Origin of the sequence: Algoriphagus terrigena DSM 22685 (assembly GCF_000429445.1) — a bacterium.
In the GTDB taxonomy this organism is placed as follows: Bacteria; Bacteroidota; Bacteroidia; order Cytophagales; family Cyclobacteriaceae; genus Algoriphagus; species Algoriphagus terrigena.
Map to the genome: position 1 here is coordinate 205,308 of NZ_AUBW01000007.1, position 24,898 is coordinate 230,205.

At 46.5% G+C, this 24,898-nt stretch carries 21 protein-coding genes and 1 tRNA gene; 4 read left to right on the top strand and 18 right to left on the bottom strand.

The features are described 5' to 3' along the window. Positions 1-265: 265 nt before the first annotated feature. The 5 genes from G459_RS0108105 to G459_RS0108125 all read right to left on the bottom strand — a co-directional run bounded on the left by G459_RS0108105 (position 266) and on the right by G459_RS0108125 (position 6,011). Positions 266-1,129 (bottom strand): sigma-70 family RNA polymerase sigma factor, encoded by an 864-nt coding sequence (locus G459_RS0108105; RefSeq protein WP_026951708.1) that lies wholly within the window; start codon positions 1,127-1,129, stop codon positions 266-268. 57 nt (positions 1,130-1,186) lie between these two features. Beyond that, positions 1,187-3,334, bottom strand: coding sequence for a polyribonucleotide nucleotidyltransferase (gene pnp, locus G459_RS0108110; RefSeq protein WP_026967202.1), 2,148 nt, complete (start codon positions 3,332-3,334; stop codon positions 1,187-1,189). Between the two features lie 101 nt (positions 3,335-3,435). Next, entirely contained in the window at positions 3,436-3,711 is a 276-nt protein-coding gene (rpsO, locus tag G459_RS0108115; RefSeq protein ID WP_026967203.1) for a 30S ribosomal protein S15, read from the bottom strand. A gap of 61 nt (positions 3,712-3,772) precedes the next feature. Then, positions 3,773-5,542, bottom strand: coding sequence for an LptF/LptG family permease (locus G459_RS0108120; RefSeq protein WP_026967204.1), 1,770 nt, complete (start codon positions 5,540-5,542; stop codon positions 3,773-3,775). 73 nt (positions 5,543-5,615) lie between these two features. Then, complete coding sequence (locus G459_RS0108125) at positions 5,616-6,011, bottom strand: START-like domain-containing protein (protein ID WP_026967205.1); 396 nt, start codon at positions 6,009-6,011, stop codon at positions 5,616-5,618. Between the two features lie 419 nt (positions 6,012-6,430). Between G459_RS0108125 and G459_RS0108135 the strand changes: the two genes are divergently transcribed. Together G459_RS0108135 and G459_RS0108140 are read left to right on the top strand one after the other, a co-directional pair. Then, a tRNA-Met gene (locus tag G459_RS0108135) sits at positions 6,431-6,504 on the top strand. 185 nt (positions 6,505-6,689) lie between these two features. Next, positions 6,690-8,018, top strand: coding sequence for an Nramp family divalent metal transporter (locus tag G459_RS0108140; protein ID WP_026967206.1), 1,329 nt, complete (start codon positions 6,690-6,692; stop codon positions 8,016-8,018). A gap of 140 nt (positions 8,019-8,158) precedes the next feature. Here the strand turns inward: G459_RS0108140 and rplT are convergent, their stop codons facing one another. The 7 genes from rplT to G459_RS0108175 form a co-directional block, all read right to left on the bottom strand. Beyond that, positions 8,159-8,503: a 50S ribosomal protein L20 gene (gene rplT, locus G459_RS0108145; protein ID WP_026967207.1), complete on the bottom strand. Its 345-nt coding sequence runs from the start codon at positions 8,501-8,503 to the stop codon at positions 8,159-8,161. A gap of 107 nt (positions 8,504-8,610) precedes the next feature. Continuing rightward, positions 8,611-8,805: a 50S ribosomal protein L35 gene (gene rpmI, locus G459_RS0108150; RefSeq protein WP_026967208.1), complete on the bottom strand. Its 195-nt coding sequence runs from the start codon at positions 8,803-8,805 to the stop codon at positions 8,611-8,613. 25 nt (positions 8,806-8,830) lie between these two features. Further along, entirely contained in the window at positions 8,831-9,385 is a 555-nt protein-coding gene (gene infC / locus G459_RS0108155; protein ID WP_026967209.1) for a translation initiation factor IF-3, read from the bottom strand. Between the two features lie 86 nt (positions 9,386-9,471). After that, complete coding sequence (thrS, locus tag G459_RS0108160; protein ID WP_026967210.1) at positions 9,472-11,421, bottom strand: threonine--tRNA ligase; 1,950 nt, start codon at positions 11,419-11,421, stop codon at positions 9,472-9,474. A 109-nt stretch (positions 11,422-11,530) separates the two neighbouring features. Continuing rightward, a complete protein-coding gene (locus tag G459_RS0108165) occupies positions 11,531-12,751 on the bottom strand; it encodes a 6-bladed beta-propeller (RefSeq protein WP_169725013.1) in 1,221 nt (406 codons plus the stop codon). 63 nt (positions 12,752-12,814) lie between these two features. Next, on the bottom strand, positions 12,815-13,396 hold the full coding sequence (locus G459_RS29815) for a hypothetical protein (RefSeq protein WP_026967212.1): 582 nt from the start codon (positions 13,394-13,396) through the stop codon (positions 12,815-12,817). Positions 13,397-13,489: 93 nt separating this feature from the next. Then, positions 13,490-15,967 carry a DUF5686 and carboxypeptidase-like regulatory domain-containing protein gene (locus G459_RS0108175; RefSeq protein WP_026967213.1) on the bottom strand — a complete coding sequence of 826 codons (2,478 nt, stop codon included), beginning with the start codon at positions 15,965-15,967 and terminating at the stop codon, positions 13,490-13,492. Between the two features lie 170 nt (positions 15,968-16,137). Here G459_RS0108175 and lhgO point away from each other — a divergent pair, with 170 nt between their 5' ends. After that, entirely contained in the window at positions 16,138-17,337 is a 1,200-nt protein-coding gene (lhgO, locus tag G459_RS0108180) for an L-2-hydroxyglutarate oxidase (protein WP_026967214.1), read from the top strand. A 7-nt stretch (positions 17,338-17,344) separates the two neighbouring features. Here the strand turns inward: lhgO and G459_RS0108185 are convergent, their stop codons facing one another. From G459_RS0108185 to G459_RS0108205, 5 genes are all read right to left on the bottom strand, one after another. After that, entirely contained in the window at positions 17,345-18,865 is a 1,521-nt protein-coding gene (locus G459_RS0108185) for an FMN-binding glutamate synthase family protein (protein WP_026967215.1), read from the bottom strand. Positions 18,866-18,908: 43 nt separating this feature from the next. Continuing rightward, the gene (locus G459_RS0108190; protein ID WP_026967216.1) at positions 18,909-19,871 is read right to left on the bottom strand and encodes a YheT family hydrolase; all 963 of its coding nucleotides are present in this window, start codon (positions 19,869-19,871) and stop codon (positions 18,909-18,911) included. A gap of 139 nt (positions 19,872-20,010) precedes the next feature. Next, the gene (locus G459_RS0108195; protein WP_026967217.1) at positions 20,011-20,358 is read right to left on the bottom strand and encodes a hypothetical protein; all 348 of its coding nucleotides are present in this window, start codon (positions 20,356-20,358) and stop codon (positions 20,011-20,013) included. Next, on the bottom strand, positions 20,355-21,569 hold the full coding sequence (locus G459_RS0108200; protein ID WP_026967218.1) for a BaiN/RdsA family NAD(P)/FAD-dependent oxidoreductase: 1,215 nt from the start codon (positions 21,567-21,569) through the stop codon (positions 20,355-20,357). The genes G459_RS0108195 and G459_RS0108200 overlap by 4 nt, the downstream gene beginning before the upstream one ends. 34 nt (positions 21,570-21,603) lie before the next feature. Next, complete coding sequence (locus G459_RS0108205; protein WP_026967219.1) at positions 21,604-23,145, bottom strand: helicase HerA-like domain-containing protein; 1,542 nt, start codon at positions 23,143-23,145, stop codon at positions 21,604-21,606. Between the two features lie 271 nt (positions 23,146-23,416). On the opposite strand from G459_RS0108205, the gene G459_RS0108215 reads away from it, so the two are divergent. Continuing rightward, on the top strand, positions 23,417-24,118 hold the full coding sequence (locus G459_RS0108215) for a J domain-containing protein (RefSeq protein WP_026967220.1): 702 nt from the start codon (positions 23,417-23,419) through the stop codon (positions 24,116-24,118). Between the two features lie 170 nt (positions 24,119-24,288). Here G459_RS0108215 and G459_RS0108220 read toward each other — a convergent pair whose 3' ends face one another. Beyond that, positions 24,289-24,891 carry a tetratricopeptide repeat protein gene (locus G459_RS0108220; protein ID WP_026967221.1) on the bottom strand — a complete coding sequence of 201 codons (603 nt, stop codon included), beginning with the start codon at positions 24,889-24,891 and terminating at the stop codon, positions 24,289-24,291. Positions 24,892-24,898: the final 7 nt, after the last annotated feature.

The window sequence follows — 24,898 nt, forward strand, 5'->3', positions numbered from 1 at the left end:
ATAGCTTGTATTAAATCGGTTAAATTTTGTCATTTTTGGGTAGGCAACAAAACTCAGGGTAGTTAAAATTCCCTAAGCGAGGCCTTGTTACTTACTTTCAGAGATATAATTAGCTGTCTACGCTTTTCTGTCAGTAGATGAATCTTCTTTAGTAGCTTGGCTAGAAGACCACGACCGAAGTAGTGTGGTCACCAGCAGCGGGCCAATCGTATTTAATCTCTGATGAACGTAAAATAAAAAAGGGGCCTGAGCCCCTTTAGTTTTTTTATCCCAGGTAGGGTTTAAGCGTCTTGCTTCTGGAAGTGTGACGCAGCCTTCTGATAGCTTTTTCCTTGATCTGTCTTACCCGCTCACGGGTCAGATTGAACTTCTCACCGATTTCCTCTAGGGTCATCGCATGCTCACCGTTCAATCCAAAATAAAGGGTGATGACGTCAGCTTCTCTTTGGGTCAAAGTAGACAGCGCTCGCTGAACTTCTTTTCTCAAAGAGTCAGTCATCAGTCCATCATCCGGCTTCTCGTCGCCGTCATTTTCCAATACGTCCAAAAGGCTGTTTTCTTCCCCTTGTACAAACGGCGCATCCATGGATACATGACGACCGGAAATCTTCATGGTATCAACGACCTCAGAAGCAGTCACTTCAAGCACTTCTGCTAATTCTTCAGGAGAAGGCTCGCGCTCAAATTTTTGCTCCAGTTCGCTGAAGGTTTTGGAGATCTTGTTCAAAGAGCCTACTCTGTTCAATGGCAAGCGGACAATTCTCGACTGCTCGGCCAAGGCCTGCAGGATAGACTGTCTGATCCACCAAACTGCGTAGGAAATGAATTTGAAACCTCTGGTTTCGTCAAATCGCTGTGCGGCTTTGATCAAACCGAGGTTACCTTCATTGATCAAATCTCCAAGAGAAAGACCTTGATTTTGGTATTGTTTGGCAACAGATACCACAAATCGGAGGTTTGCTTTGGTGAGTTTTTCGAGAGCAAGCTGATCGCCTTCACGAATTCTCTTTGCCAAAACCACTTCTTCATCAGCTGTCAACAGGTCTACTTTACCAATTTCCTGTAAGTACTTGTCCAGTGATTGGGATTCTCTGTTGGTAATCTGTTTGCTAATTTTTAGCTGCCTCATTCAGGATAGAATTTGAGAAATTAATTTTTTAATGCAATAAGATAGTCAAATGTTTGATCAAGCTGGATCTTTGGCAGCAGGTTTTTCAGGCTTTGGCAAAAGAGCCTTTCTCGAAAGCTTGAATTTTCCGGTCTTTTTATCGACTTCGATCAATTTAACACTGATCTCTTCTCCTGGCTCGAGCACACCTTCCATACTTTCCAGTCGCTCCCACTTGATCTCTGAGATATGAAGTAAACCATCTTTGCCTGGCATAAATTCCACAAAAGCACCGAATGGCTGAATGTTTTTCACCTTGCCTGTGTACACTTCACCGATTTCAGGCTGAGCGACGATGGCTTTGATTCTCTTGATTGCAGCGTCCATGTTAGCCTGATTGGCTGAGAACACGTTGATCTTACCTTGATTTTCAACTTCTTCGATGATGATGGTAGCTCCGGTATCTTTTTGGATCTCCTGGATCACTTTTCCTCCTGGTCCGATCACGGCGCCGATCAGTTCTTTAGGAATCCACATCATGAATGAACGTGGAGTATGTGGCTTAAGGTCAGCTTTTGGCGCAGCCAAAGTCTTAGAAATTTCATTCAAAATGTGAAGACGACCGTCCTTGGCTTGGTACAACGCCTCTTTCAGCACAGAGTAATCCAATCCTTCTACCTTGAGATCCATCTGACAAGCAGTGATTCCTTTTTCGGTTCCGGTCACTTTGAAGTCCATATCGCCCAAGTGGTCTTCGTCTCCGAGGATATCGGAAAGAATTGCGTATCGGCCGGTCTTCGCATCGGAAATCATACCCATCGCGATACCTGTCACAGGTGCTTTGATCGGAATACCTGCATCCATCAACGCCAATGAGCCGGCACAAACAGTCGCCATCGAAGAAGAACCGTTGGATTCCAAGATGTCAGACACAATGCGGATGGTATATGGATTCTCTTCTACCGGAGGAAGTACTTTTTTCAAAGCTCTCATGGCAAGGTTGCCATGACCCACTTCTCTTCTTCCTGGGCCTCTGTTTGGCTTCACTTCGCCTGTAGAGAAACCTGGAAAATTGTAGTGCAAGTAGAACTTGTTGTATCCGGAAATCACCGCTCCGTCAATCATCTGCTCGTCCATCTTGGTACCGAGAGTACAAGTGGTGACAGATTGCGTTTCACCTCTGGTAAACACAGCAGAGCCGTGAGCTGAAGGAAGGTAATCTACGACAGACCAAATCGGTCTGATCTCATTCAACTCCCTGCCGTCCAATCTTTTCTTGGTTTCAAGAGTCAGATTCCGAGCAGCTTCTTTGTGAATTTTGTGAAAATATGGGCCAATCAGGCTTGCCTCGAATCCATGGTCAAGACCAAGATTTGCCACAAACTCATCCTTGATAGCTTTAATCAGGGCAGAACGCTCAGTTTTATTTGCGATTTGCTTGCTTACAGAAGCGAAAAGCTTGTCATACAACTCAGCCTTCATCTTGTCATAAAGTGCTGCGTCTGACTTCTCGTGACTGTAAGTTCTCTTCACTTCTTTACCTACCATGGCAGTCAGTTCGATCTGTGCCTGGCAATGTCTTTTGATTTCTTCGTGTGCAAACTGCATCGCCTCGAGCATTTCTTCCTCTGCGATTTCGTTTGCTTCGCCCTCTACCATCAGGATATAATCCAGTGACCCTGCCACGATGAATTCCAACGTTGCTTTCTCCAAAGACTTAGGGCTTGGGTTGATGACGAGTTTACCATCAATCTTGGCAACTCTAACTTCCGAAATCGGTCCGTTGAAAGGGATATCAGAAACAGACAAGGCTGCTGAAGCTGCAAGACCTGCCAGACAATCCGGCAATACTTCGCTGTCGTAAGACATCAAGGTGATCGCTACTTGGGTATCTGCGTGGTAATCATCCGGGAAAATTGGACGGATCGCACGATCGACGATTCTACTGATCAAGATTTCGTAATCGGACAATCTGCCTTCTCTTTTCAAAAATCCACCGGGGATTTTACCAGATGAAGCAAATTTTTCCTGATAGTCAACTGATAAAGGCAAAAAGTCTACTCCTTCCAAAGCGTCTTTTTTAGCAACGACAGTCGCTAATAGCATCGCTTTTCCCATCCGCACTACGACAGAACCGTCGGCCTGTTTGGCAAGTGCTCCGGTCTCGATAGTGATTTCTCTGCCATCCTGTAGTTGGATGGTCTTAGTGATCAAATTTGGTAACATAAATTGTTGTTAGTATAATTTCTTCGGTCTGAAAAATCCAGGCATCTAGCTTAAAAAGAAAAAAGTAAGGTTCTCAATTCTAGAGAACCTTACTAAAAGGATTATTTTCTGATTCCGAGCTCAGCAATGATTGCTCTGTAGCGCTCGATTTCTTTTTTGTGGAGGTAGTCAAGTAGGCTTCTTCTCTTACCTACAAGCTTCAACAGACCCAATCTAGTGGAGTGATCCTTTTTGTTTGACTTCAAATGCGCAGTCAAATGCTGGATTCTGTGTGTGAAGAGGGCAATCTGTGATTCAGGAGATCCTGTATCAGTAGCAGATTTTAACCGTCCATGATTCTGAAATAACTCTTGTTTTTTCTCTGATGTTAAATACATGTTTAGCTAAATTTTGTAAAACAATCACAAAGGTAAGACTATTATTCCGGAAAGTAAAAGATCAGCTGGACTTTACTGCCTTTTTGGGCAAAAAAGCGGACACTTTTTTCCAAATCCCAGTGTAGAAATCTGCCTCGAACAGTCTGGAATCTTTTCTCGCTTGTCTGAGGAAAAACAAGCCAAAGGGCAATAGGCACAGGTTAGAGAAAATGGTACCGAACAGCGGGTCTGTGAGTCCTTCTTTTGCCCACTTTTCACCGGTAATCGTGAGCATATAGAACAGAATGAAAAAGATGATAGATATCAGTACCGGCATGCCCAATCCTCCTTTTTTGATGATTGAGCCTAAGGGAGCCCCAATCAAAAACATCACAAAACAGGCAATCGCCTGCGAATATTTCTGGTACCAGGCGATCTCATATCTTCTGTATTCCCGTTCGTGATTATCTATCTGGGTTTCTTTTACATCAAATGTGTTTTTGAGGTTTCTCGAGTTATTGAGCGCCATGGTGTAGGCACTGGATAGGTAGCCGCGCTTGACCACCACCGAGTCAATCAGATATAGCTCTTTCTCAGTCAACGGGGCTGTTCGCCTGACTTTCTTGACTTCTTCTTGAGCTACCCCTACTGTATCCGCTGTTGCAATGGCTTTTGGTTCGGCATCGATAGAATCCCTTTTGGCTTTTCGTATGGCGACTTTTTCCCGAAAGATGGAGTCAGTTTTGGATATCTCCGGGCTTGCACTGACCACCAATCTCCTCTCTCCGGGTTGGATAGAATCTGTTTTTTTGTCAGCCTCTGCTTCTACTGTTTCTGAAAGGTTTTTCAAAGAGTCCTGTTCCTTCTTCTCAAGCTCCAGCCGTGCCTTTCTCAACTCATCGTCCCGTGTCTTTCTTTTCAATATCTCATCGGGAGGAATCAGTTTCCTATTTTTAGTGAAAAAAGGATAGGTGCTTTCCGTTTGATGATATCCTTGGAATTTCAGATCATTGACCAATGTATTGATCGAATCCAATCCCAACCTGATCTGCGCAATGTTTTTGATCGCCCGGTTGGTGGACCAGAGATCTTCGGGGGTTCGGCTTAGCTGGAAGGCATCCAGGTCAAATACAATCACGTTTTCGTCAAACTTCGTTCTTGAAAACTCCACGGGAGGCCCAGCTATTCCACGCGTTTGTCGCTCTTCTTTATAGTTTTGACCGTTGTACAAGGTCAATTTCAGATAACTGTCGCTGAAAAACGTCTCCATTCTTCCCGAATCAGCAAGTGTCACATTTAGATTTCCCTGCTGGTCTCCGTGGTTATAGATGATGATGTCCCTTAGTCTGATATCGTCCATCTTTTGGTTGACCTTGATACTATAGCCTGGGATACCGGCATAGAAGACGCCCTCTTTGATATCCAAAGCTGGAGATTTCATCCGGATATCATACAGCAAACTAAATGTCTTGAGATTGACCTTAGGAACGAGGTAATTGTTGGAGAGATACGCGGCGATCGTCAGTACAACCGCAAAAATACCAATTGGCCTCATGGCCCGGAGTAGGGAGATACCGCTGCTCTTGATCGCAGTCAGCTCAAAATGCTCTCCCAGATTGCCGAAAGTCATCAGGCTGGAAAGCAGAACCGCCAGCGGCAAAGCCATCGGGGAAATGCTGATCACGAAGTATCCGATCAGTTCAGCATAGATCCAAAATCCCAGTCCTTTTCCGAAAATCTCATCAAAATATTTGAGCATGTTGACGATCAACAAGATGAAGTCAACAACCAAAAAAGTCAGTAAAAACGGCCCTATAAAAGATCCTAAAATTAGCTTATCGAGTTTTTTCATTCGTGCAAACTTCCTCCGGCATGGAGTACGGTTAATCGATGCCAGAGTTCAAAGTTGGCAAATTGAAGGGAATTTATCCACCTATAATTTCCTTAAGCTTTGCAATCAGTCCATCCCAGATCGCGGCGAGTTCGTCTTCTTCGTATTCATTAGAATAATCGATCACCTTCAGAAAGAGCGATTGCGTCAGTTCATTTTCTTCCAACTTAAATTCAATGAAGGAGTGATCTGTTTCATTTTGGCTTTTAGGGTCAAAGAAATCAAATTTTACATGGAGGTTTGATCTCAGCGAAGTAAGTCGTGCGTGATGATCCTGGTTGTCAAAATTGAAAATGAAATTCTTGTCCTCGTCAATCCGGACTTCATCTGCGAACCACTCCTCTAATCCACTTGCAGAACTTAAATAATGAAAAACAATTTTCTTGGAAGCATTTATTTGATAATCAGCAACAAACTTATTTTTGACCATGATTCGTAATTTTAAAGGTGACTTTTTCACACTTTTTCTCAAAACTGAACTTGCATTTAAGAGTACAAGACCTCATATTTGCATTCCCTTTTGCAAGGGGCTCAAAACGGCCAAATTCACAAGGAAAGGCTAGATTTTCGAAATCCGATGATGGTTTAAGTTAGCCATTAATTTCAAAAATCAATACCGACGGAAATTTATAAAAATATTTGGCGTGGTATCCCGATGGCTATCGGGAGCAGGATTCATATCCGCCGCGGCGGACGGGAGTTCAAATCTCCCAAGAAGTAGAAATAGTGAGTAATAATAATATTCGGCGAGGTATCCCGATGGCTATCGGGAGCAGGATTCATATCCGCCGCGGCGGACGGGAGTTCAAATCTCCCAAGAAGTAGAAATAGTGAGTAATAATAATATTCGGCGAGGTAGCTCAGTTGGTTAGAGCGCAGGATTCATAACCCTGAGGTCGGGAGTTCAAATCTCCCTCTCGCTACAGAGGCTTTCGGAAACGGAAGCCTTTTTTTTTGCCTATCTTGAGCTACTCATTCCGATACTTGGAGTCCGAGTGCAGGATTCCTATCCGCCGCGGCGGACGGGAGTTCAAACCTCCTCCTGAAACCCTTCTTTCACAAACCCTTTTGATCCTTAATACAGCGGTTTTTGGCTATATTCCAGCCAATGAACCCAAAATCTGTCCAAGAACCGCCTGGTTCCTTTTTAAAAAAGCTACGCTTTCTAGGCCCGGGATTTATCCTATCTGCGTCCATAGTCGGTTCCGGTGAATTGATTGCCACGACCGTCTTGGGAGCTAAAGCCGGATTCATCACGTTTTGGGTCATCTTGGTCAGCTGTTTGATCAAAGTCGCAATTCAGCTGGAATTCGGGAAGAACGCCATCGTTTCCGGCAAGCCGCTCATGCAAGAGTTCAATCAACTGTCAGGCCCGGCATTTGGCAAAGCCAATTGGGCCGTGTGGTCTACTTTCGTGCTCACCTCTTTCAAAACACTCCAAATTGGGGGAATGATGGGCGGCTCGGCCATTGTCTTGAATTTGATCTTCCCTACCCTTCCGATCAACATTTGGCTGCTGTTGCTGGGAATCAGCCTCAGTTTGTTGATTTACAAAAACTACTATCGCCTGATCGAAAAAGCATCCACGCTGATGGTTTTTGGCTTTACACTTTTTACGATCGCATCACTCGTTGCGCTGTTTTACACTCCCTTTGCATTCACACTAGATGACGTCTTGTCCGGGTTAACCTTCAAGTTGCCGCAGGAGGTCATTTTCGTCGCTATCGCGGCATTCGGGATCACGGGGGTGGCGAGTGACGAGATCATCGCCTACACTTATTGGTGTCAGGAAAAGGGATATGCGGCCTACGTCGGTCCAAATGACGGCTCGGAATCCTGGAAAAAGCGGGCCCGTGGATGGATCAAGATCATGTACCTCGATGCTTTTTTGGCAATGATCGTCTACACCTTAGTCACGGCCGCTTTCTACTTGCTGGGTGCGTCAGTCCTTTATGGGCAGGGGCAAATACCCGATGGTAACGATCTGATCAACTATCTCGCGACGATCTACACCGAGTCCCTTGGGCCAGGAGCGAGATTTAGCTATTTGGCCGGAGCATTCTTCGCCTTGTATTCCAGCATTTTTGCCTCGCTGGCCTATTGGTCGAGGCTTTATCCGGACGTCTTTTGTGAGTTGGGATGGTTAAAAAGGGGCGACGAACCTGGAAGGAAAAGGTGGGTGGGAATCCTGGCCTGGGCTTTCCCGGCTATTTGGGTGATCACCTACTTATTTGTTAAGCTTCCGGGTTTTATGGTGCTTTCAGGAGGAATTGTGGCTTCTGTGTTGTTGCTCGTGGTCGTCGCCGCGGCGATCAAGTTTAGGGCAAAAAATAGAGAGCTAAGATTGACTTCCGGGTTTGGATCTGAGCTGATGTTTTGGCTGAGTGCCGTTGCGATTCTCTCTGTCTCTGCTTACGGGATCTGGAAGCTTTTTTGATTTGCAATTATAGAAATCAATAAATCTAGCCCGAAGTCAAAGAGAACGAATTACGAAGCGCGCTCCTTGGACTGCTACCCCGGAAACAAAAAAAGCCTCCCCAATGGGAAGGCTTTCCGCAAAATAAGGATGTGCCGACCTTATTTTACTCTTTCAACTACAGCTTTGAATGCTTCTGGATGGTTCATTGCCAAATCAGCCAAAACCTTACGGTTAAGTTCGATTTCTGCTTTCTTTAGCAAACCCATCAATTGAGAATAGGAAACACCGTGCATTCTTGCACCGGCGTTGATACGCTGAATCCACAAACCTCTGAATTCTCTCTTCTTCGCTTTACGATCTCTGTAAGCGTACTGAAGACCTTTCTCGTACTTGTTTTTCGCTACAGTCCATACGTTGCTACCTCTTCCGAAGTAACCTCTTGTGGCCTTTAGCACTTTTTTTCTTCTTGCTCTGGACGCTACCGCGTTTACCGATCTAGGCATAGTTTTTTAGTTTTTGACACTTGGTGTTCCGATCAATGCGGAATCTTGGTTACCAAAGTATCTGGTGAATTAATGAACCTTGTTATTTAAAAGAGTTAAGCTGGAGATCAGATCTTCAACATGTCTCTCACTCTGCCTTCGTCAGACACGTGCACCAAACCAGTCTTGGTCAGGTTGTGCTTACGCTTGGTAGATTTTTTTGTCAGGATGTGGCTTTTGAAAGCGTGTTTCCTTTTGATTTTACCGGTTCCTGTGAGGGAAAACCGCTTTTTTGCACTGGATTTGGTTTTTACTTTTGGCATTTTGCTGTATTTAAATTGGTTGAAATTACTTTTTACCCGCCTTCGGAGCGATAAAGATGCTCATCCGTTTTCCTTCCAACTTTGGCATCTGCTCCACCACTCCGTGGTCTTCGAGCTCCTGCGCAAATTTCAAAAGAAGCATCTCCCCTCTTTCTTTGAAAACAATCGATCGGCCGACGAAGTGAACGTAGGCTTTTACTTTTGCTCCTTCTTTCAGAAAGTTGATGGCGTGCTTCAGTTTGAAGTTGAAATCGTGATCATCGGTATTAGGTCCGAATCTGATTTCTTTTAAAACAACCTTGGCTGCATTGGCCTTGATCTCCTTTTGTTTCTTCTTCTGCTCGTATTTAAACTTCGCATAGTCGATGATCTTACATACGGGAGGTTCTGCATTCGGAGAAATTTCGACAAGATCAAGTTCATTGTCTTGGGCAAGTTTGATGGCTTTTTCGATAGACAATACGGCGTTTCCGCCCTCTACGAAGTCTCCTACTAATCTTACCTCACGGACTCTGATTTTATGATTGATCCGGTATGGCTCCTCTTGTCTTCCTCTTGGCTGCTGTGGTCTTTGATTCAAGTTAGCTACGGTTGTTTTAATTTGAAATTGCCTGCAAATATCGGAATTATTTCTAATTCTAAAAAGCAGAATAAAATATTACGTTTTTACTGCTTACTCAGGGATTCTGAAATAATCCCTTGAAAATACCCGATGAACTCCTCAATTGAGAAGCTTCCCAAGTCCCCTTGTCCGTGCTTTCTGACGGACACTTTCTGCTCTTCCTGTTCTTTTTCACCGACTATGAGCATGAAAGGCACTTTCTTAACCTCCGAATCACGAATCTTGCGACCGATCTTTTCATCCCGGTTGTCGATGTGCCCGGCTATGCCCGCTTCATCCAAGACAGCCTTCAACTCCGCTGCGTATTCGATATATTTTTCAGAAATAGGCAAAATATTAATCTGCTCCGGAGAAAGCCAAAGCGGAAAATCACCCGCGCAGTGCTCAATCAGCACGGCTACAAATCGCTCCAGCGAGCCAAATGGTGCCCGGTGTATCATCACTGGACGGTGTTTCTGATTGTCAGAACCGATGTATTCGAGCTGGAATCTATCTGGTAATTGGTAGTCCACCTGAATGGTTCCCAATTGCCATTTTCTTCCCAATGCATCTTTGACCATGAAGTCAAGCTTCGGTCCATAGAATGCCGCCTCGCCCAGTTCAGTCACAGTGACCAAACCTTTCTCAGCAGCCGCTTCGATGATGGCCGATTCTGCCTTTTGCCAGGCTTCATCGCCACCAATATATTTCTCCTTTTTCTCAGGATCTCTCAAAGAAATCTGTGCGGTATAGTCCTCAAAACCCAAGGCTTTGAACACATAGAGCACCAAGTCAATTACTTTGATAAACTCCTCCTTCACCTGATCCGGACGGCAGAAGATGTGTGCATCGTCTTGAGTAAATCCGCGAACGCGGGTCAAGCCATGCAATTCCCCGCTCTGCTCGTAGCGATACACGGTGCCAAATTCAGCATAGCGGATCGGCAAATCCTTGTAGGATCTTGGCTTGTGCTTGTAGATTTCGCAGTGATGCGGGCAGTTCATCGGCTTCAGCAGAAACGCCTCCCCTTCGTGCGGAGTGGTGATCGGTTGGAAGGAATCCTTCCCGTATTTCTCGTAGTGCCCCGAGGTTTCATAGAGAGCCTTGCTTCCGATATGCGGTGTAGTGACTTGCTGATAGCCGGATTTGTCCTGGGCTTTTTTCATAAAGCTGATCAGTCGCTCACGCAGCAAAGTGCCTTTTGGAAGCCATAACGGCAATCCCATCCCTACTTTTTCGGAGAAAGTGAACAACTCCAGCTCGCGGCCAATCTTGCGGTGATCACGTTTCTTGGCTTCTTCCAGTAGAGTCAGATAGTCTTTCAGCTCCTGAGCTTTTGGAAAAGTGACTCCGTAAATGCGGGTCAGCATCTTGCGCTTCTCATCCCCTCTCCAGTACGCTCCGGCGATGTTGGTCAGCTTGACAGCTTTGATAAATCCGGTATTCGGAATGTGCGGACCACGGCAAAGGTCAGTGAAGTTGCCCTGCTGGTAAAAGGTGATCGAGCCATCCTCCAGACCTTCCAAGAGATCGAGTTTGTATTCGTCTCCTTTTTCCTGAAAGAAAGCAACCGCTTCCTTCTTGCCCACATTTGTTCTAATAAACTCGCTTTTTTGCTTCGCAAGCTCAATCATCTTCTGCTCGATCTTCTCCAGCTCATCTCCTTCCAGCTTGTGGTCACCGAAGTCCACGTCGTAGTAGAAACCAGTCTCGATTGGAGGGCCGATACCGAACTTGGTGCCCGGATACAGGGCTTCCAGGGCCTCAGCCATCAAGTGGGCTGAAGAGTGCCAAAAGGTGTTTTTACCTTCCAGATCGTTCCAGGTGAGCAATTGCAGGGTGGAATCGGCGTCAATGGTCCGGGTAGCATCCCAAACCTGACCGTTTACTTTGGCGGCAAGGACATTTCGAGCCAAACCCTCGCTGATACTTGCAGCAATCTGTAGCCCGGAAGTTCCTTTTTCATACTCCTTCACGGAGCCATCCGGAAGGGTAATCTTAATTTGTTGTGACATTTGTTTTTGTTTTTCTGCCCATACAAACAGGCAAAGGGTTTAAGCTGCAAATATGCAAAACCGACCAGCAAAGGAAAAATTTAGGGGAAGGGAATGTGGAAATGAACCGCTATTTCTTCACGCTGTAAACAATAAGGACAGGATTTTCGGAATCTTTTGCCTGAAGCGCTATACGGGCAAAGTTTTTCCCCTTCCCCTTCACATATTCTTCAAACGCTTCCTGACCGAGTTCTTCTTTCCTATTCAGTAAAACATCGTATAGATCCCTACCGGGAACTTTAAATCCAACTTTAACATCTTCAAAGTGGTATAGAATAGAATAGGCATCAAAACTGCCGTCCAAATCATCCAAAATTCTTCCCTTCAGAATACTGGTTTTTTGATTTTTTCTGTCAAAAAACACATTATAAAAATTTTCCTCATACTTAAATGCTGAATAAAGTTGTGATTCAGTCAAATACCACTGATTAGGATGAAAGTACAGCTTTGCCTTTTTATTGATGAATTCAAGCTCCTGAAGCGGATCCAAATTCAGACTGTTCTTCTTCAATTCCTCAGTACTCTGGGCATACTTTCCAAAGTCAAAAACGAGTTTGGGATACATCTTTTTTTCTCCGAAAGACCAAATGGTGTCCTGAAAAGCTTTCCCTAAAAAGACCTCACCTCCATTCTTGATAAAATTGTCTCTAGACGGATAATTTCCGGTGTATCTGTCCTCTTGATAAAGTAAATATCTCAATGTGTCCTGAAAAGCGTCATCCACGCTAACTACATGGTATTCTCCAGGCTCACGAGTGCTCGAATAGAAATAAAATCGCTTTTCATTCTCAGAGTAAACACCCGAGCCAACAAACTGTTTCAGCTTTTCTTCCCTCAAAAATTTTCCATCTGAGGAGAACCACATCAATTTGGGCGGATAAACACCTAGTAGTAAAAGCTCTTCATTTACAATTGTCGCATCATCAAACTCCATGTATTTACCAGGTCCTTCCCCATAAGCACGAATTTTGGAAAGAAATTGTCCAGACTGATCAAAGATGTGAATGCATTTACAACCAAAAATATCCAGTGCAAGAATCTTGTCTCCATGAAAAAATATTTTTTGCAAACCGGCATTGAGCTGGGCATCTTCAGAATCATCCTTCAGCCAGATATATTCGATTTCCGGTTCAAAGAATTCTGAAAGTTTCCCTTCTCGGGCTTCTGAAAGGTCGATTTTGATAAGTTCCAGATCTCCATCCGCTTGTAGTGATTTTTTGTCGTTCTCCGGCGCACAGGAGGTTAAAAAGCCACAAAACAATATCGTAATCAAAAAATAGATTCGCTTCAAGAAATCCAGATTGTTGACACTCTTCCAGGTAGATTGAATCATCCTCAATTCTTTATTCTTCGATTAAAAACTCTTTCCAAAACTTACTCCTGCAAAAATTGGCGTAAAAACCCAATCTTCTCTTCCTCCGACAGGGAGATTAAAAAACGGAGTATATCCAATTCTATAGAAAAATCCTCCCCCGGGCTTCTGGTATCTGTAGCCCAACCGAAATGGAATGACCGCTCCAAAAGCAACTTTCGTACTCGTTTCGTAGGTGTCTAAATCTAATTCTACACCTTGATCCAAAAATGAAGTGAATCCAACTCCTGCTTCCAAATGATGGTTTGACCTGCCCCAAAGAGCTGAAAACTCCAACGGTATTACAGGAAGCCATTTTGTCGACGAAAAATCACGCATAGTTATAGAGGAACGCAACAAGGAGAATCCACCACTTACATTCAGCCTTAGCTTCCCTTTTTGATGAACTATTCTACTGTAATTCACCGCATATCGGCCGGAAGACCCACCAAATTCTACATACAGTGCATTTTTTGCCGAGAAGGATTGAATCTCTTTCTGGGCAAAAGTTTCTGAAGGCAGCGACAAAATAACAATTAAAGCACCTGGCAGGATCAATTTGAGACGTCTCAGGGCTATTGACATTTTATTTGGCTTTAGAATTATTCTATAACTTAAGAATCAATTCTCAGAAAGCCAACCGTTTATCAGTCTTTCAACTAATATTTTCAAAAAAAGTTAAAGAATAAACTGCGCACTCACCTTCACATGAAAAGGCTTGGCTCCGGGATTGTCCAAGTAGGTCATTCGGTGAAAAAAATCCACCCGGAAAAACTTAAAGATATTCTCCACTCCATAGCCCAGTTCCAGGTAAGGGTTTCCGAAATCCAGTCGACCAAAAGTATCCAGAGGATTTCCTTCTGGATCGACTGTAGGTACATTTTCCACATTGTAGTCCTTCACCGAGCCCCAGAGTACATTGGCATTTCCGACAAATCGCCATTTTAAGCGTTGAATCAGGGGGATGGAATTAAGCAAAAAGCCCTCAAATGACTGCCGATACCGGATGCTGAAATACTGGTCTGAGGTGAATTCCGTAAAATTCATGGTATTGAAAGCAGCCGTGGTGTAGAAGATGGTCTCGTTGCCTAAATGGTTTTTGAGGATCGGATACGGCACTTCTCCAAAGATCTTCCCGGCATCCAGTTCATATCTTCCCACTCCCAACAGCCCCATATTGATGCGCTGATACACGTAGAGACTCAGCTTTTGATACTCCAAGTCCCCGCCGAGCCAGTTCATTCCCCTTGCATAATTGACCTCGAAGATCGGCCATTTGATCGACCCCAGAGAAGATCGCTCGTTGTCGTTGATAATGACGATTTCATCACGGCCATAGCGGATTCCGGCTCGGATTTCCGTGGTTTCAAAGTTGGAGCGGTATTCTCGGGTGTCTTTTTCGAGATAATAGAAATCGTAAAGCGGGTCAAATTGACCGACGTTCACACCGGCTTTGACCAGAAAGCCTTTGAAAAACTCCCGTTGCACATTCAATCCGTGGTTGGTGCTGAAGTACGGACTGCGCAAAGTCCCAAACCTGCTGGCTGCGAGGAAAACGCTGTTGCTCTGCAGGTTTGCGATCTCCAAACCCACCTGATCGATTTCCTTATTGGAATAGACTTGGGCGGTAGTCCAGCGGCTTCTGTCTAAGATCCGCGTGGCGGACGCGGCATATTTCCACTCCTCGTCCCCAAAACCGTAAGCCAAGTATCCTTTCAGCTCCCACTTCTTGCTGAACTTGTAATTGGTTCGCAGTCCCATCCCAAGGCGGACACTTTCCACGTCGTTGTAGTTGAAAAAACCCGGCCAAGGCCCGATATCGATCTTTCCGATGGGTTTGTATCCGGTGGCAAAAAACTTCAATCCTTCGGAATAGAATCGGACTATAGGAATTTTTTTCAGCGTATCGACCATCTGCAGCACGGCGAGTTCCTCAGAACTCAGGCGGTCGGGTCTGTTTGCGACCCAATAATCTTCCTCCGCCATCCCAAAATCAGCCTGCAACTCCACCGCCTGATTGAAGAATTTGGTCTCTTTGGGCTGGTTGACGACAATGCTATCGGTCGCTGTGTAAAACTTCGCCAACAGTCCAGCCGAGTTATCCGTCACCTGGGCGATCTTGATCAAAACCCTTGTTTTGGACGGAATCAACGGGCCTGCAGAGCTTGGACCTAGTTCCTGTTGGATCTTGATTCTGTCCACGAAATTCAAGTTGGCGGCTTTGGGAATCGTCAAATCCACCTGCTTGAGGGAGTAGTCGTCCTTTTTAATCCAAATCGTCCCCGTAAATGCCAGATCCTGCTCCCGGCGGGGATAGACCTGCAGCTTGTAGCAAGTGTCCTGCCCCACTAACACAGAATCCAGCAGATCATAGTCGTAGAAAGCCTTCCAACTGTCAGAGATCGGTGAAATGAAGTCTTTATTCAGGATCGAAAGCCAGTTTTTGTAAAAGTTGTATTCCTGAAAGACCGAGCCCGTAATCTGCGAGGTGGTCGATCCGTCCGTAATTCCCACGCCTGTGACTTTGGATTTCTCAATGACTTCTTTCCGCAGTTCAGGATCGTTGCGATAGTAGAACTTGGACACGGTCTCTGAGAAAAATACCGGAAGGATTTTTTCACCTTCATCGTTGGTCAGTTGCTGGATACTGTCCAAAACCTGGGTTACCTTTTGCACGGATTTCCGCTGTCTAAAGTCCTCAGACAAGTTGTCAATATCAATCTCAATCTTGGTATAATTCTTTGTTTCGTAGGCACTTAAGGACCTTTTATCAAAGTCCTTTCGCCGCTCGGAAGCTCTTCGGACGATCTCAAAAGCCGGATTCTCTCCCGCTTCAAAGACAAAGGCATCCAATTCAAAATCGCTGGATCGCAGTTGGAAATTGAGGGTTTGCTCTGGCTGGCTGAGCAGCACCTTGGCCTGCCTGATGTATCCGAGATAGCTCACCACCAGACTGTCGCTCAGCGTCCGGGCTTGGATCAGGTAATTGCCCTCAAAATCCGTCGTGATCCCAGTCGTAGTTCCTTTCAGAATGACATTTGCAAATGCAATCGGATCGCCGGTTTCCGCGTCTGACACCTTGCCCTTGATGCTGTATTGAGCCCAAAGCGAAGTAGTAAAAAGAAAAAAAACCGCAGTAAAAAGGACTCGACGCATTGAAGATGTTCTCGCTGAAACTGATAAGCAGGCGCAAGATAAATTCAAACCTGCCCTAGTTGGTTCGGATCAGATGTGAATATTTCCAAATTGAATGCTTTTTCTTGAAAGTAAAATCCCCTTGGAATCACTTTCCCGCTTGTATATTTGAGCTCAAATTGATCTAGAGAATGACGTACGATGTAGTAATTGTCGGTGGTGGAATCGTGGGCTTGGCCACTGGCTTGAAGATTCAAAAAGCCAGGCCTGATCTGAAAATCGCGGTTTTGGAAAAAGAAGACCAACTCGCCAAGCACCAGACAGGCAACAATTCCGGGGTGATCCACTCGGGACTTTACTACAAACCCGGCTCACTGAAAGCGACCAATTGCATCAACGGCTACCACGAACTGATTCAGTTCTGCGAAGAAGAAAAAATACCCTACGAGATTACCGGCAAGGTGGTCGTGGCCACCCGTGAAGAACAAAAGTCGCTGTTGAAAACACTCCTCGACCGTGGCCTGGCCAACTGCCTGGACGGAAGCCGCTATATCACAATGGAGGAACTGAAGGAGTACGAACCCCACTGCGCGGGAGTTGCTGCCATTCATGTCCCTCAGACCGGGATCGTAGATTATTTTCAGGTCGCTTTGGCTTATGGGAGAAAAATCCTACAGGGCGGCGGTCAGATTTTCTTAAATCATAAAGTACTGAAAATAAGCCAAAAAGAAGGGGTCAATTACATCGAAACCTCAAACAATACTTTTGAAGCCAAGCTGGTAATCAATTGTGCAGGATTGTATTCTGACAAGGTCGCACAGATGAATGATCCGGCGATCGATGATGTGAAGATCATCCCGTTTCGCGGTGAATATTTTAAGCTCAAAAAAGAGAAAGAATACCTGGTCAAAAACCTGATCTATCCGGTTCCAGATCCAAATTTCCCATTTCTAGGAGTTCATTTTACCCGGATGAAAAAGGGCGGAGTCGAAGCCGGACCAAACGCGGTTTTGGCTTTCCGAAGGGAGGGATACAAAAAAAGCCAGATCAATTTAAGCGAACTGGCAGAGTCATTGGCCTGGCCTGGATTTCAAAAAGTCGCCGGCAAATACTGGAAAACAGGATTTGGAGAGATGTACCGATCTTTTTCAAAGGCGGCCTTTACCAAAGCACTTCAGGAGCTCATCCCTGAGATTCAGGAATCCGACCTTGTAGAAGGCGGTGCGGGTGTGCGGGCCCAAGCCTGTGACCGGACCGGCGGACTGTTGGATGACTTCGCGATCCGCGAGTCTCAGTATTCCATCAACGTTCTCAATGCTCCCTCTCCTGCCGCTACCAGCTCACTTTCTATTGGTGGGACAGTCGCTGAAATGGCCCTCAAAAGATTCTGAGAAGTTTTTAATCCAGGTGGTGTGCGACTGAATCCGGGAAAAACCGGTTTGCAAAATCCACCATCTCATCGCCCCTTACCAGATCGTGAACGTTCAACTGGGAGGTGTGTTCGTGCCCGGTCGCGCCAAGCAGTTCCTTGACGGCGTGGACTGTATTTTTGTGGAAATTATAGACCCGCTCGGATTTGTCAGTGACGACGAGACCTTTTTCCAGATGCTTGTCCTGGGTGGCGACACCAGTCGGACATGCGTTGGTATTGCAGCGGAGGGCCTGGATGCACCCCAGACTAAACATAAATCCTCTGGCCGAGTTGCACATATCCGCACCGAGGGCGAGATTTTTGACGATGGCAAATGCGCTGATCGCTTTTCCCGAGGCGATCAACTTGATTTTTTCCCTGATTCGGTATTTATCAAGAGTCAGTCTGGCAAAGATCAGCGCCGGCTCCAGCGGTAAACCCACACTGTCTGAAAACTCCAAAGGAGCCGCCCCGGTCCCACCTTCTGCCCCGTCGATCGTGATGAAATCAGGGAAAACACCGGCAGCTGTCATTGCTTTGCATACATCCTCAAACTCCTCTGTCTTTCCTATACAGAGTTTAAACCCGATCGGTTTTCCATCCGACAGATCACGGAGCCGCTTCACAAACTGTACGAGCTGATCAGGACTGGAAAAGGAAGAATGTGCAGGCGGAGACAGGATAGGGGTTCCCGGCACTACACCGCGGATCTTGGCTATTTCCAGGGTATTTTTAACTCCCGGCAGCACTCCCCCGTGGCCCGGTTTGGCACCTTGGGAGATCTTGATTTCGATCATCTTGACCTGCGGCCAAGCTGCCTTTTCCCTGAATTTCTCGTCATCAAAATGCCCGAGTTCATTTCTGCACCCAAAATATCCCGTGCCTATCTGCCAGCAGATATCCCCTCCCTCGAGGTGATAAGGCGATATACCGCCTTCGCCGGTATTATGGAAGAAGTTGCCCTTCCTCGCTCCTTTGTTCAGCGCCATGACGGCATTCCCGCTCAGAGAGCCAAAACTCATTGCAGAGATATTGAAGATAGAGGCGGAATACGGCTGCTTGCATTCGGGTCCGCCCACCACTACGCGAAGATCTTCCTCGCGCGGACTTTTAGCATAGATGGAATGCCGCAGCGCCACATAGTCTGCCATGTTGATGTCCCGTTGGGTTCCAAAAGGATGGGTGTCGTTCACACCTTTGGCGCGGCGGTACACCAGCGCCCGGAGGTTTCTGCTGAAGGGTCGCCCGCTGGTATTGGACTCGATGAAATATTGCTGAATCTCCGGACTGATGGATTCGAGCAGATATCGGAAATGTCCCGCCACCGGAAAATTCCGCAAGATGGCATGGGTCTTTTGGTTGACATCGTAGATTCCCAGGCAGGTAATTACAAAAATCAAAAACAGGATAACATAGCCGAAGCGGAACGATTCAAAGTCGTTGAGCCACATCAAGAACAAAGTCGCTGAAAAAAAACCTATCAGGACGACCAGCGCGAGCTTTCTCATAAAATGGAGGGATTATAATCGGAAAGTAACGATTCCCGATCAATCATACTTCATTCAAAAACTCTAAGATCCTAAATTCTCCAAAGGTGAATTCTTGCTCTTTGAGTAAAAAGCCGGTATGTCCTCCTCTCCTGGGCATCTCCAAAAAAATCGTTGACCTCGACTCCGCGAGCTTGGTGGGATAGCATTCAGGTCCCAAAAGAGGATCATTCAGCGCGTTGATGATCAAGGCGGGAATGGCAATCTCCCCCATCCAGTTGTCTGCGCTGACGCTTTTGTAAAAATCTGCGGCATCCTTAAAACCATGCAGCTTTGCGGTGAACTGCGTATCAAAGGTGTCAAAATCCTGCACGTTGCGCAGCAAATCCAAGTCAATCAAATCGGGAAACTGGACAGCTTTCGCCTCCAGTTTCTTCTTCAACTTACCCAGAAAGCGGTTTTTGTAGAAAAGATTGGAGCGAAGCTTAAGTGTCGCAGCGCTCGAAGCCAAGTTGCATGGCGCGGAGTACACTGCCGCCCGGGTGATCTGTATCGGAAGGTCCGTTCCCTTTTCGCCCAAGTACTTAAGCGTCTGCGCGCCTCCCATGCTCACGCCTGACAAGAATATCTCCCGGTAGCTACTTTGACCCAACACATGGCTTACCACCGTGTCGAGATCGTAGCTGGAGCCGTGATGGTAAAGAATCGGCTTCAGGTTTATCTCGCCACCGCAGGTGCGGTTGTTCCAGACCAAGACATCAATCCCCTGTTGATTGAAGATCTTGACAAGGCCTAAGGCATAGTGCCTTCTGGAGTCGCCCTCCAGCCCATGGGAAAGTATAAGCAGCTTTTCACCACCCACTTTTGACCAATCGAGATTCAGAAAATCCCCATCCGGGGTATGGATTTTTTCCCTTATGTAGTCTACTCCTGTGACTTTGCGGAGCAAGCTCGGGACGATTGTCTCCAGATGACCATTAAAAAGATACGCTGGCGGCCTCTGATAGGTACTGGGAAGGATTGGCATGAAATCAAAAATCTAAATCTTCACCCGAAGATAACATAGCCTTAACCAGCACCCAAAATCTGGCTCCTACCTTCGCAGGAGAATTTTTCTTCATAGGGTAAACAAGGTAAAATGGGAGCTGCGGGTGCATGCTCCTTTTTTATTTGGCAAGTCGACCGACTTCGTTCAGCGCTTCATCAGTCAGCTTCAGAAAAACCTGGAAATGAGCTTCAAAAGCGCTTCCAAATCCCTGTGACTCCAGTATTTCTTTCCCATGTTGGACAGTCTCGGCCAACTGGTCAAAGTCAAACATGGCAAGAGTAGGCTTGATCTTGTGGCGGATCTGCTGGATTTTTACTTCGTCCTTTTCCGCAAAACCAAGGGTGTACACTGATTTCAGCTCCGACAGACCGCTGTAAATAGCCGCGGTGAGTTCGATCCTGAAATCCTCATCGCCCTCGGCCATCTCCAGAATTCTTTGGCTCAATTCCGGGTAATAATTGCTCATAGTTTGCTTGCTTTAGCAGACTTTCCGGCTAAGAAACCAGTTGACCAAGCGGCTTGAAAGTTAAACCCACCTGTGATCCCATCAAGGTTCAGGACTTCGCCGGCAAAGTATAGATTAGGGTGATACTTACTTCGCATGCTCTCAGGGTCCACCTCATCCAAAGCGATGCCACCGGCGGTGACAAATTCCTCTTTGAAAGTAGTCTTCCCACTCACGGCTAAAATATAGCAAAAAAGGTTCTGCACGAGCTTGTTGAGACTCTTTTTTGTCAAGTTCCCAAAAAGGACGGTTTCTTCGATCTCTGCTTTTTCGCAAAGATGCTCCCAAAGCCTCGAAGGAACGTCAAACAAGGAGTGAGAATGGATCTTTCTGTTGGGATGAGCTTTGGTGTAATTTGTCAAATGCTCCAGGTAGTCGTTCTCTCCAAAACCCGCGTTCCAGTTGATAATTGCCCGGGCTTGATACTGATGCTCGTGAAGCCAGTCCGCGCCAAATGCGGACAGCTTCAACACCGCCGGACCGCTGATCCCCCAATGTGTCACCAACACCGGCCCGCGGTAGTTCAACTTCGTCCCCTCGATCTTCACCAAGCCATCAGGCACAGCGATCCCCATCAGCTCCCGGATGGGTTCGCCGGGAGTATTGAAAGTAAAAAGTGAAGGAATCGGATCATTTATCCTGTGATTAAGTGACTTAAGAAAATGATATCCGTCAGACTTAGCTTGTCCTCCCGAAGCGATGATGACTTTATCCACCCGAAAAACTCCCTTCTCTGTGATCAACTCAAAGCCCTTTTCCGTAGGATTCAGCTCCTTGATTCCGGTGGAAAGCTGAATCTTCACTTTCAGTTTTTCGGCCTCCCGCTGTAAGCAATCGATGATAGACTGGGAGGAATCACTGGTCGGAAAAACTCTCCCATCCGCCTCGATCTTGAGCTCTACTCCCCGGGACTGAAACCAGTCGAAGGTGTCAGGAACAGAAAAATGTTGAAATACCCGCTTCAGGAACTTCTCTCCACGTGGATAGTTTTTGATCAGTTTGGAGACCTCCATCGGACGATGCGTCACATTACATCTCCCGCCTCCGGACACCTTGACCTTGGAAAGCAGCTTTGGCGTCTTCTCAAAGATCGTCACTTCTATACCAAGGCCGCTCGTATGAATGGCTGCAAAATATCCTGCTGCTCCCCCTCCTATTACTGCTACTTTCAATTTTTATAACTAATTAATAAACAACTACTAAGTGCTATTTCCTTTTACCGGAAAATGAACCCAAAATACCCCGAGCCAATTCCCTGAATAGGGTGCGTCCCATCTGTCGGATCATCGTGTTTTTGCTGAGCTCTTCGATGAATGATTCGTCTTCCTTCGTACGTGTCGCTGCCCGACCGGCTGATGAAGGACCCGGTAGTTGGGCTTTTTCCTGAGTCTCCTGTACGCTTTGCATCTTGCGCTCCAGGATCTCAAAGGCACTGTCATGGTCGATTTCCTTGTTGTATTTGTACACCAAGTCTGAGGAAGCGACCAATTGATCGATCTCCGTGTCATTCAGGATGTCCATTCGGGTGATCGGAGCTCTCACCAGCGTATGGGCAAGCGGTGTGGGTATGCCTTTTTCATTCAAAGCCGTGACCAGCGCCTCTCCGATTCCCATCGCTGTCAATACCTCGGCGGTATCATAGAAGGGCGAATCCGGGTAGTTTTCAGCTGTTTTGGTGATCGCTTTGCGGTCTTTGGCCGTGAACGCCCTCAGGGCATGCTGTACTTTCAGGCCCAACTGTCCCAGCACATTTTCCGGGACATCTGTCGGGGTTTGGGTGCAAAAGAAGACCCCTACTCCTTTGGATCGGATAAGCTTGATGATTGCTTCGATCTTTTCGAGCAGATCCTTGGAAGCATTGCCAAAGACCAAATGCGCCTCGTCGATGAAGAGGCAAAGCTTCGGCTGGTCCGCATCTCCCTGCTCGGGAAAAGTCTCGTAGATCTCGGACAGCAAGCTCAGCATGAAGGTTGAAAACAACTTCGGACGGCTCTGAATATCCGTCAGGCGAATGACTGAGATCACGCCTTTCCCGTCCTTTGTTCGTACAAAATCTTCTACATCGAAGGAAAGTTCGCCAAAGAACCGCTCAGCGCCCTGCTGCTCCAGCTCGATGATCTTCCGCATGATGGTATTGACCGACGCAGATGACACCTGCCCAAACTCCTTTTCGATGGCTGACTTGCCTTCGTTGGTGATAAACTGAAGCACCCGCTTGAAGTCTTTCAAATCCAACAGAGGCAGATGATGGGTATCGCAATAGCGAAAAACCAAGGCTACGACGCCCTGCTGGGTGTCGTTCAATTCCATGATTTGGGAAAGCAGCACCGGTCCGAACTCAGAAACGGTCGCCTTGAGACGAACGCCTTTTTCATCGGAGATAGACATGAGCTCCACTGGCAGGCCTTCCGGGGCATAGTCCACTCCGATTGTTTGCGATCGGTTTAGGATAAAATCATTACTGGTACCCGGTCTGGCGAGGCCAGAGAGGTCACCCTTGAGATCCATCAATACAGAAGGGACACCCTTGAGCGAAAGCTGCTCGGCGATAACCTGGAGGGTTTTGGTTTTCCCGGTTCCGGTAGCACCTGCTATCAATCCATGTCGATTCATGGTTTTGAGCGGGACTTTTACCTGAGCCCCTGGCACCGGCTGCCCGTCCAAAATTCCTGAACCTAAGATGATGAAATCCTTTTTATATATCTGACCGTCTGCCAGATGTGTCTGAAACTGATCAATTTTGCTCATCGGGGAAAAAGTTTTGAAATCCAAACTACAAAAAAACCGGGAGTCTCCTCAAGGTTTTCGATGGCCGCAGACTTTGATCCTGGAATCAGTGAGTCCCAGTTGGGTCGAAAAAAGGACACTTGAACTCCAGATTCAGACTGTCAAACAAAATAGTCAAACCTTATTCCTCCCAAAAGGAAATCTACGACCGTCCAAACTGGCCGGCAGTAAATTTTAACTTTGAGTTAAAATGGGAGTTGAGTAGTTTTCGAAGAAATAAATCAACGTCACCTTGTCTGTCAAGTTCCGCATCCCTGTTTTCCTTTTCTTCGCATTTCTTCCACTTATTGGTATCAGTCAGGTAAATCTCGGTCAGACAGACCGGTGGATGAAAGGCGCCTTGGCAGCAATGGAACGAAATGACTATCCGACTGCAAATTCAATCTTCAGGAATCTGATAGATTCGGGCCTCCCGCTGCCGGATGAGATGCCGTATTACTTCTCCGAAACCCTCTTCGAATTGGGCCAATACGACAACAGTTCCAATTTTTTGAACAAGTACTTGGAGCTGACGGGGTTTAACGGCGAAAATTATCAGGGAGCAAAGGAACTGCAGGAGAAGCTAAAGACGCCGATTGCAGCGATCCAGTCCTGCCAGCTTTGCGACCGTCGGGGATATCGGTACGAGACCTGCTTTACCTGTGACGGATCCAAGCAGATCGAGCAGGCATGCGACTACTGCAAATCCAAGGGTGTGGTCGGATGCAGCCGCTGCTCCGCTTCAGGTATGATCAAAAAGGTGAATGTATTCAACATCGTCGAGTTCTTTGAATGCGAGCGATGCGCGGGAAAAGGCCGGCTTACTTGCCCTGAATGCAATGGCTCGGGCACCCAGGTCAGTGACTGTAAGACCTGCTCAGGTGCCGGCAAGATCACCTCGGACGCCCTCTGTGATCACAAGCCGCACGAGCATGATGCCGTGAGTGACAAATAAAACCCTCACGAATTAGGGATGTTTATCCAAGACGAGGGATATCCTACTGCTGCCGCTGGGACAAAAAAGGCGTGTTAGCCCGTGCCCTAACGACTGAACCGGAATCCGTCCACATCCGCAGGAATCAATCTAGACCTTCATAAAAAATCCCGCCAGAAGCGGGATTTGGATTATTTACAATATTTGTTGAAGGAGTCTTGTGCGCCCGGATAATTCAGGGCTGCGGCCAACTTAAAATCCTCACAGGACTGCTTGTTCCTTTTCAGAGCCACTTTCAACATCCCTCTGTTGAAGTAAGCCTGTCCAAAGTCTTTGTCTAGCTGAATGGCTGTTCCGTATGCTTTCAAGGCCTCCTCGGTCAGGCCCATTTGGTGCAAAGCCCTTCCTTTGAGCAGCGAAGCCATGGCCGGAGCACCCGGAGTCTCCTCCGCCTTGGTGGCATAAAGCAAGGCGCTGGCGTAGTTTTTTTCCTCAAGCTGAAGCGCCGACAAGCTCAATAGAACTTGAAAATTATTGGGGTCCTGGTCCAGCGCCGCTTCAAAGTCAACCTTTGCATCGGCAAGATTTCCCATTTCCTGAAAAGCCCTGCCTCTGTTATAAAGCATCTTGACATCGGTTGGCTTAAACTTCAGGTCTTCTGTATAGGTCTGGATAGCCAATTCATATTCCCCCTTTTCGAAATATTGATCCGCGGGATTTCTTTTGACTTCAGAGCAAGCCCAAAGTGACCCTGCCAACGCAGGGATCAGGAGGGCTTTGGAAATTAGTTTCATGTTTGTT

Excerpts from the sequence above, each read along its gene's own strand:
- G459_RS0108105 (WP_026951708.1), bottom strand. The coding sequence starts at position 1,129 with ATGAGGCAGCTAAAAATTAGCAAACAGATTACCAACAGAGAATCCCAA.
- pnp (WP_026967202.1), bottom strand. The coding sequence starts at position 3,334 with ATGTTACCAAATTTGATCACTAAGACCATCCAACTACAGGATGGCAGA.
- rpsO (WP_026967203.1), bottom strand. The coding sequence starts at position 3,711 with ATGTATTTAACATCAGAGAAAAAACAAGAGTTATTTCAGAATCATGGA.
- G459_RS0108120 (WP_026967204.1), bottom strand. The coding sequence starts at position 5,542 with ATGAAAAAACTCGATAAGCTAATTTTAGGATCTTTTATAGGGCCGTTT.
- G459_RS0108125 (WP_026967205.1), bottom strand. The coding sequence starts at position 6,011 with ATGGTCAAAAATAAGTTTGTTGCTGATTATCAAATAAATGCTTCCAAG.
- G459_RS0108140 (WP_026967206.1), top strand. The coding sequence starts at position 6,690 with ATGAACCCAAAATCTGTCCAAGAACCGCCTGGTTCCTTTTTAAAAAAG.
- rplT (WP_026967207.1), bottom strand. The coding sequence starts at position 8,503 with ATGCCTAGATCGGTAAACGCGGTAGCGTCCAGAGCAAGAAGAAAAAAA.
- rpmI (WP_026967208.1), bottom strand. The coding sequence starts at position 8,805 with ATGCCAAAAGTAAAAACCAAATCCAGTGCAAAAAAGCGGTTTTCCCTC.
- thrS (WP_026967210.1), bottom strand. The coding sequence starts at position 11,421 with ATGTCACAACAAATTAAGATTACCCTTCCGGATGGCTCCGTGAAGGAG.
- G459_RS29815 (WP_026967212.1), bottom strand. The coding sequence starts at position 13,396 with ATGTCAATAGCCCTGAGACGTCTCAAATTGATCCTGCCAGGTGCTTTA.
- G459_RS0108175 (WP_026967213.1), bottom strand. The coding sequence starts at position 15,967 with ATGCGTCGAGTCCTTTTTACTGCGGTTTTTTTTCTTTTTACTACTTCG.
- lhgO (WP_026967214.1), top strand. The coding sequence starts at position 16,138 with ATGACGTACGATGTAGTAATTGTCGGTGGTGGAATCGTGGGCTTGGCC.
- G459_RS0108185 (WP_026967215.1), bottom strand. The coding sequence starts at position 18,865 with ATGAGAAAGCTCGCGCTGGTCGTCCTGATAGGTTTTTTTTCAGCGACT.
- G459_RS0108190 (WP_026967216.1), bottom strand. The coding sequence starts at position 19,871 with ATGCCAATCCTTCCCAGTACCTATCAGAGGCCGCCAGCGTATCTTTTT.
- G459_RS0108195 (WP_026967217.1), bottom strand. The coding sequence starts at position 20,358 with ATGAGCAATTATTACCCGGAATTGAGCCAAAGAATTCTGGAGATGGCC.
- G459_RS0108205 (WP_026967219.1), bottom strand. The coding sequence starts at position 23,145 with ATGAGCAAAATTGATCAGTTTCAGACACATCTGGCAGACGGTCAGATA.
- G459_RS0108220 (WP_026967221.1), bottom strand. The coding sequence starts at position 24,891 with ATGAAACTAATTTCCAAAGCCCTCCTGATCCCTGCGTTGGCAGGGTCA.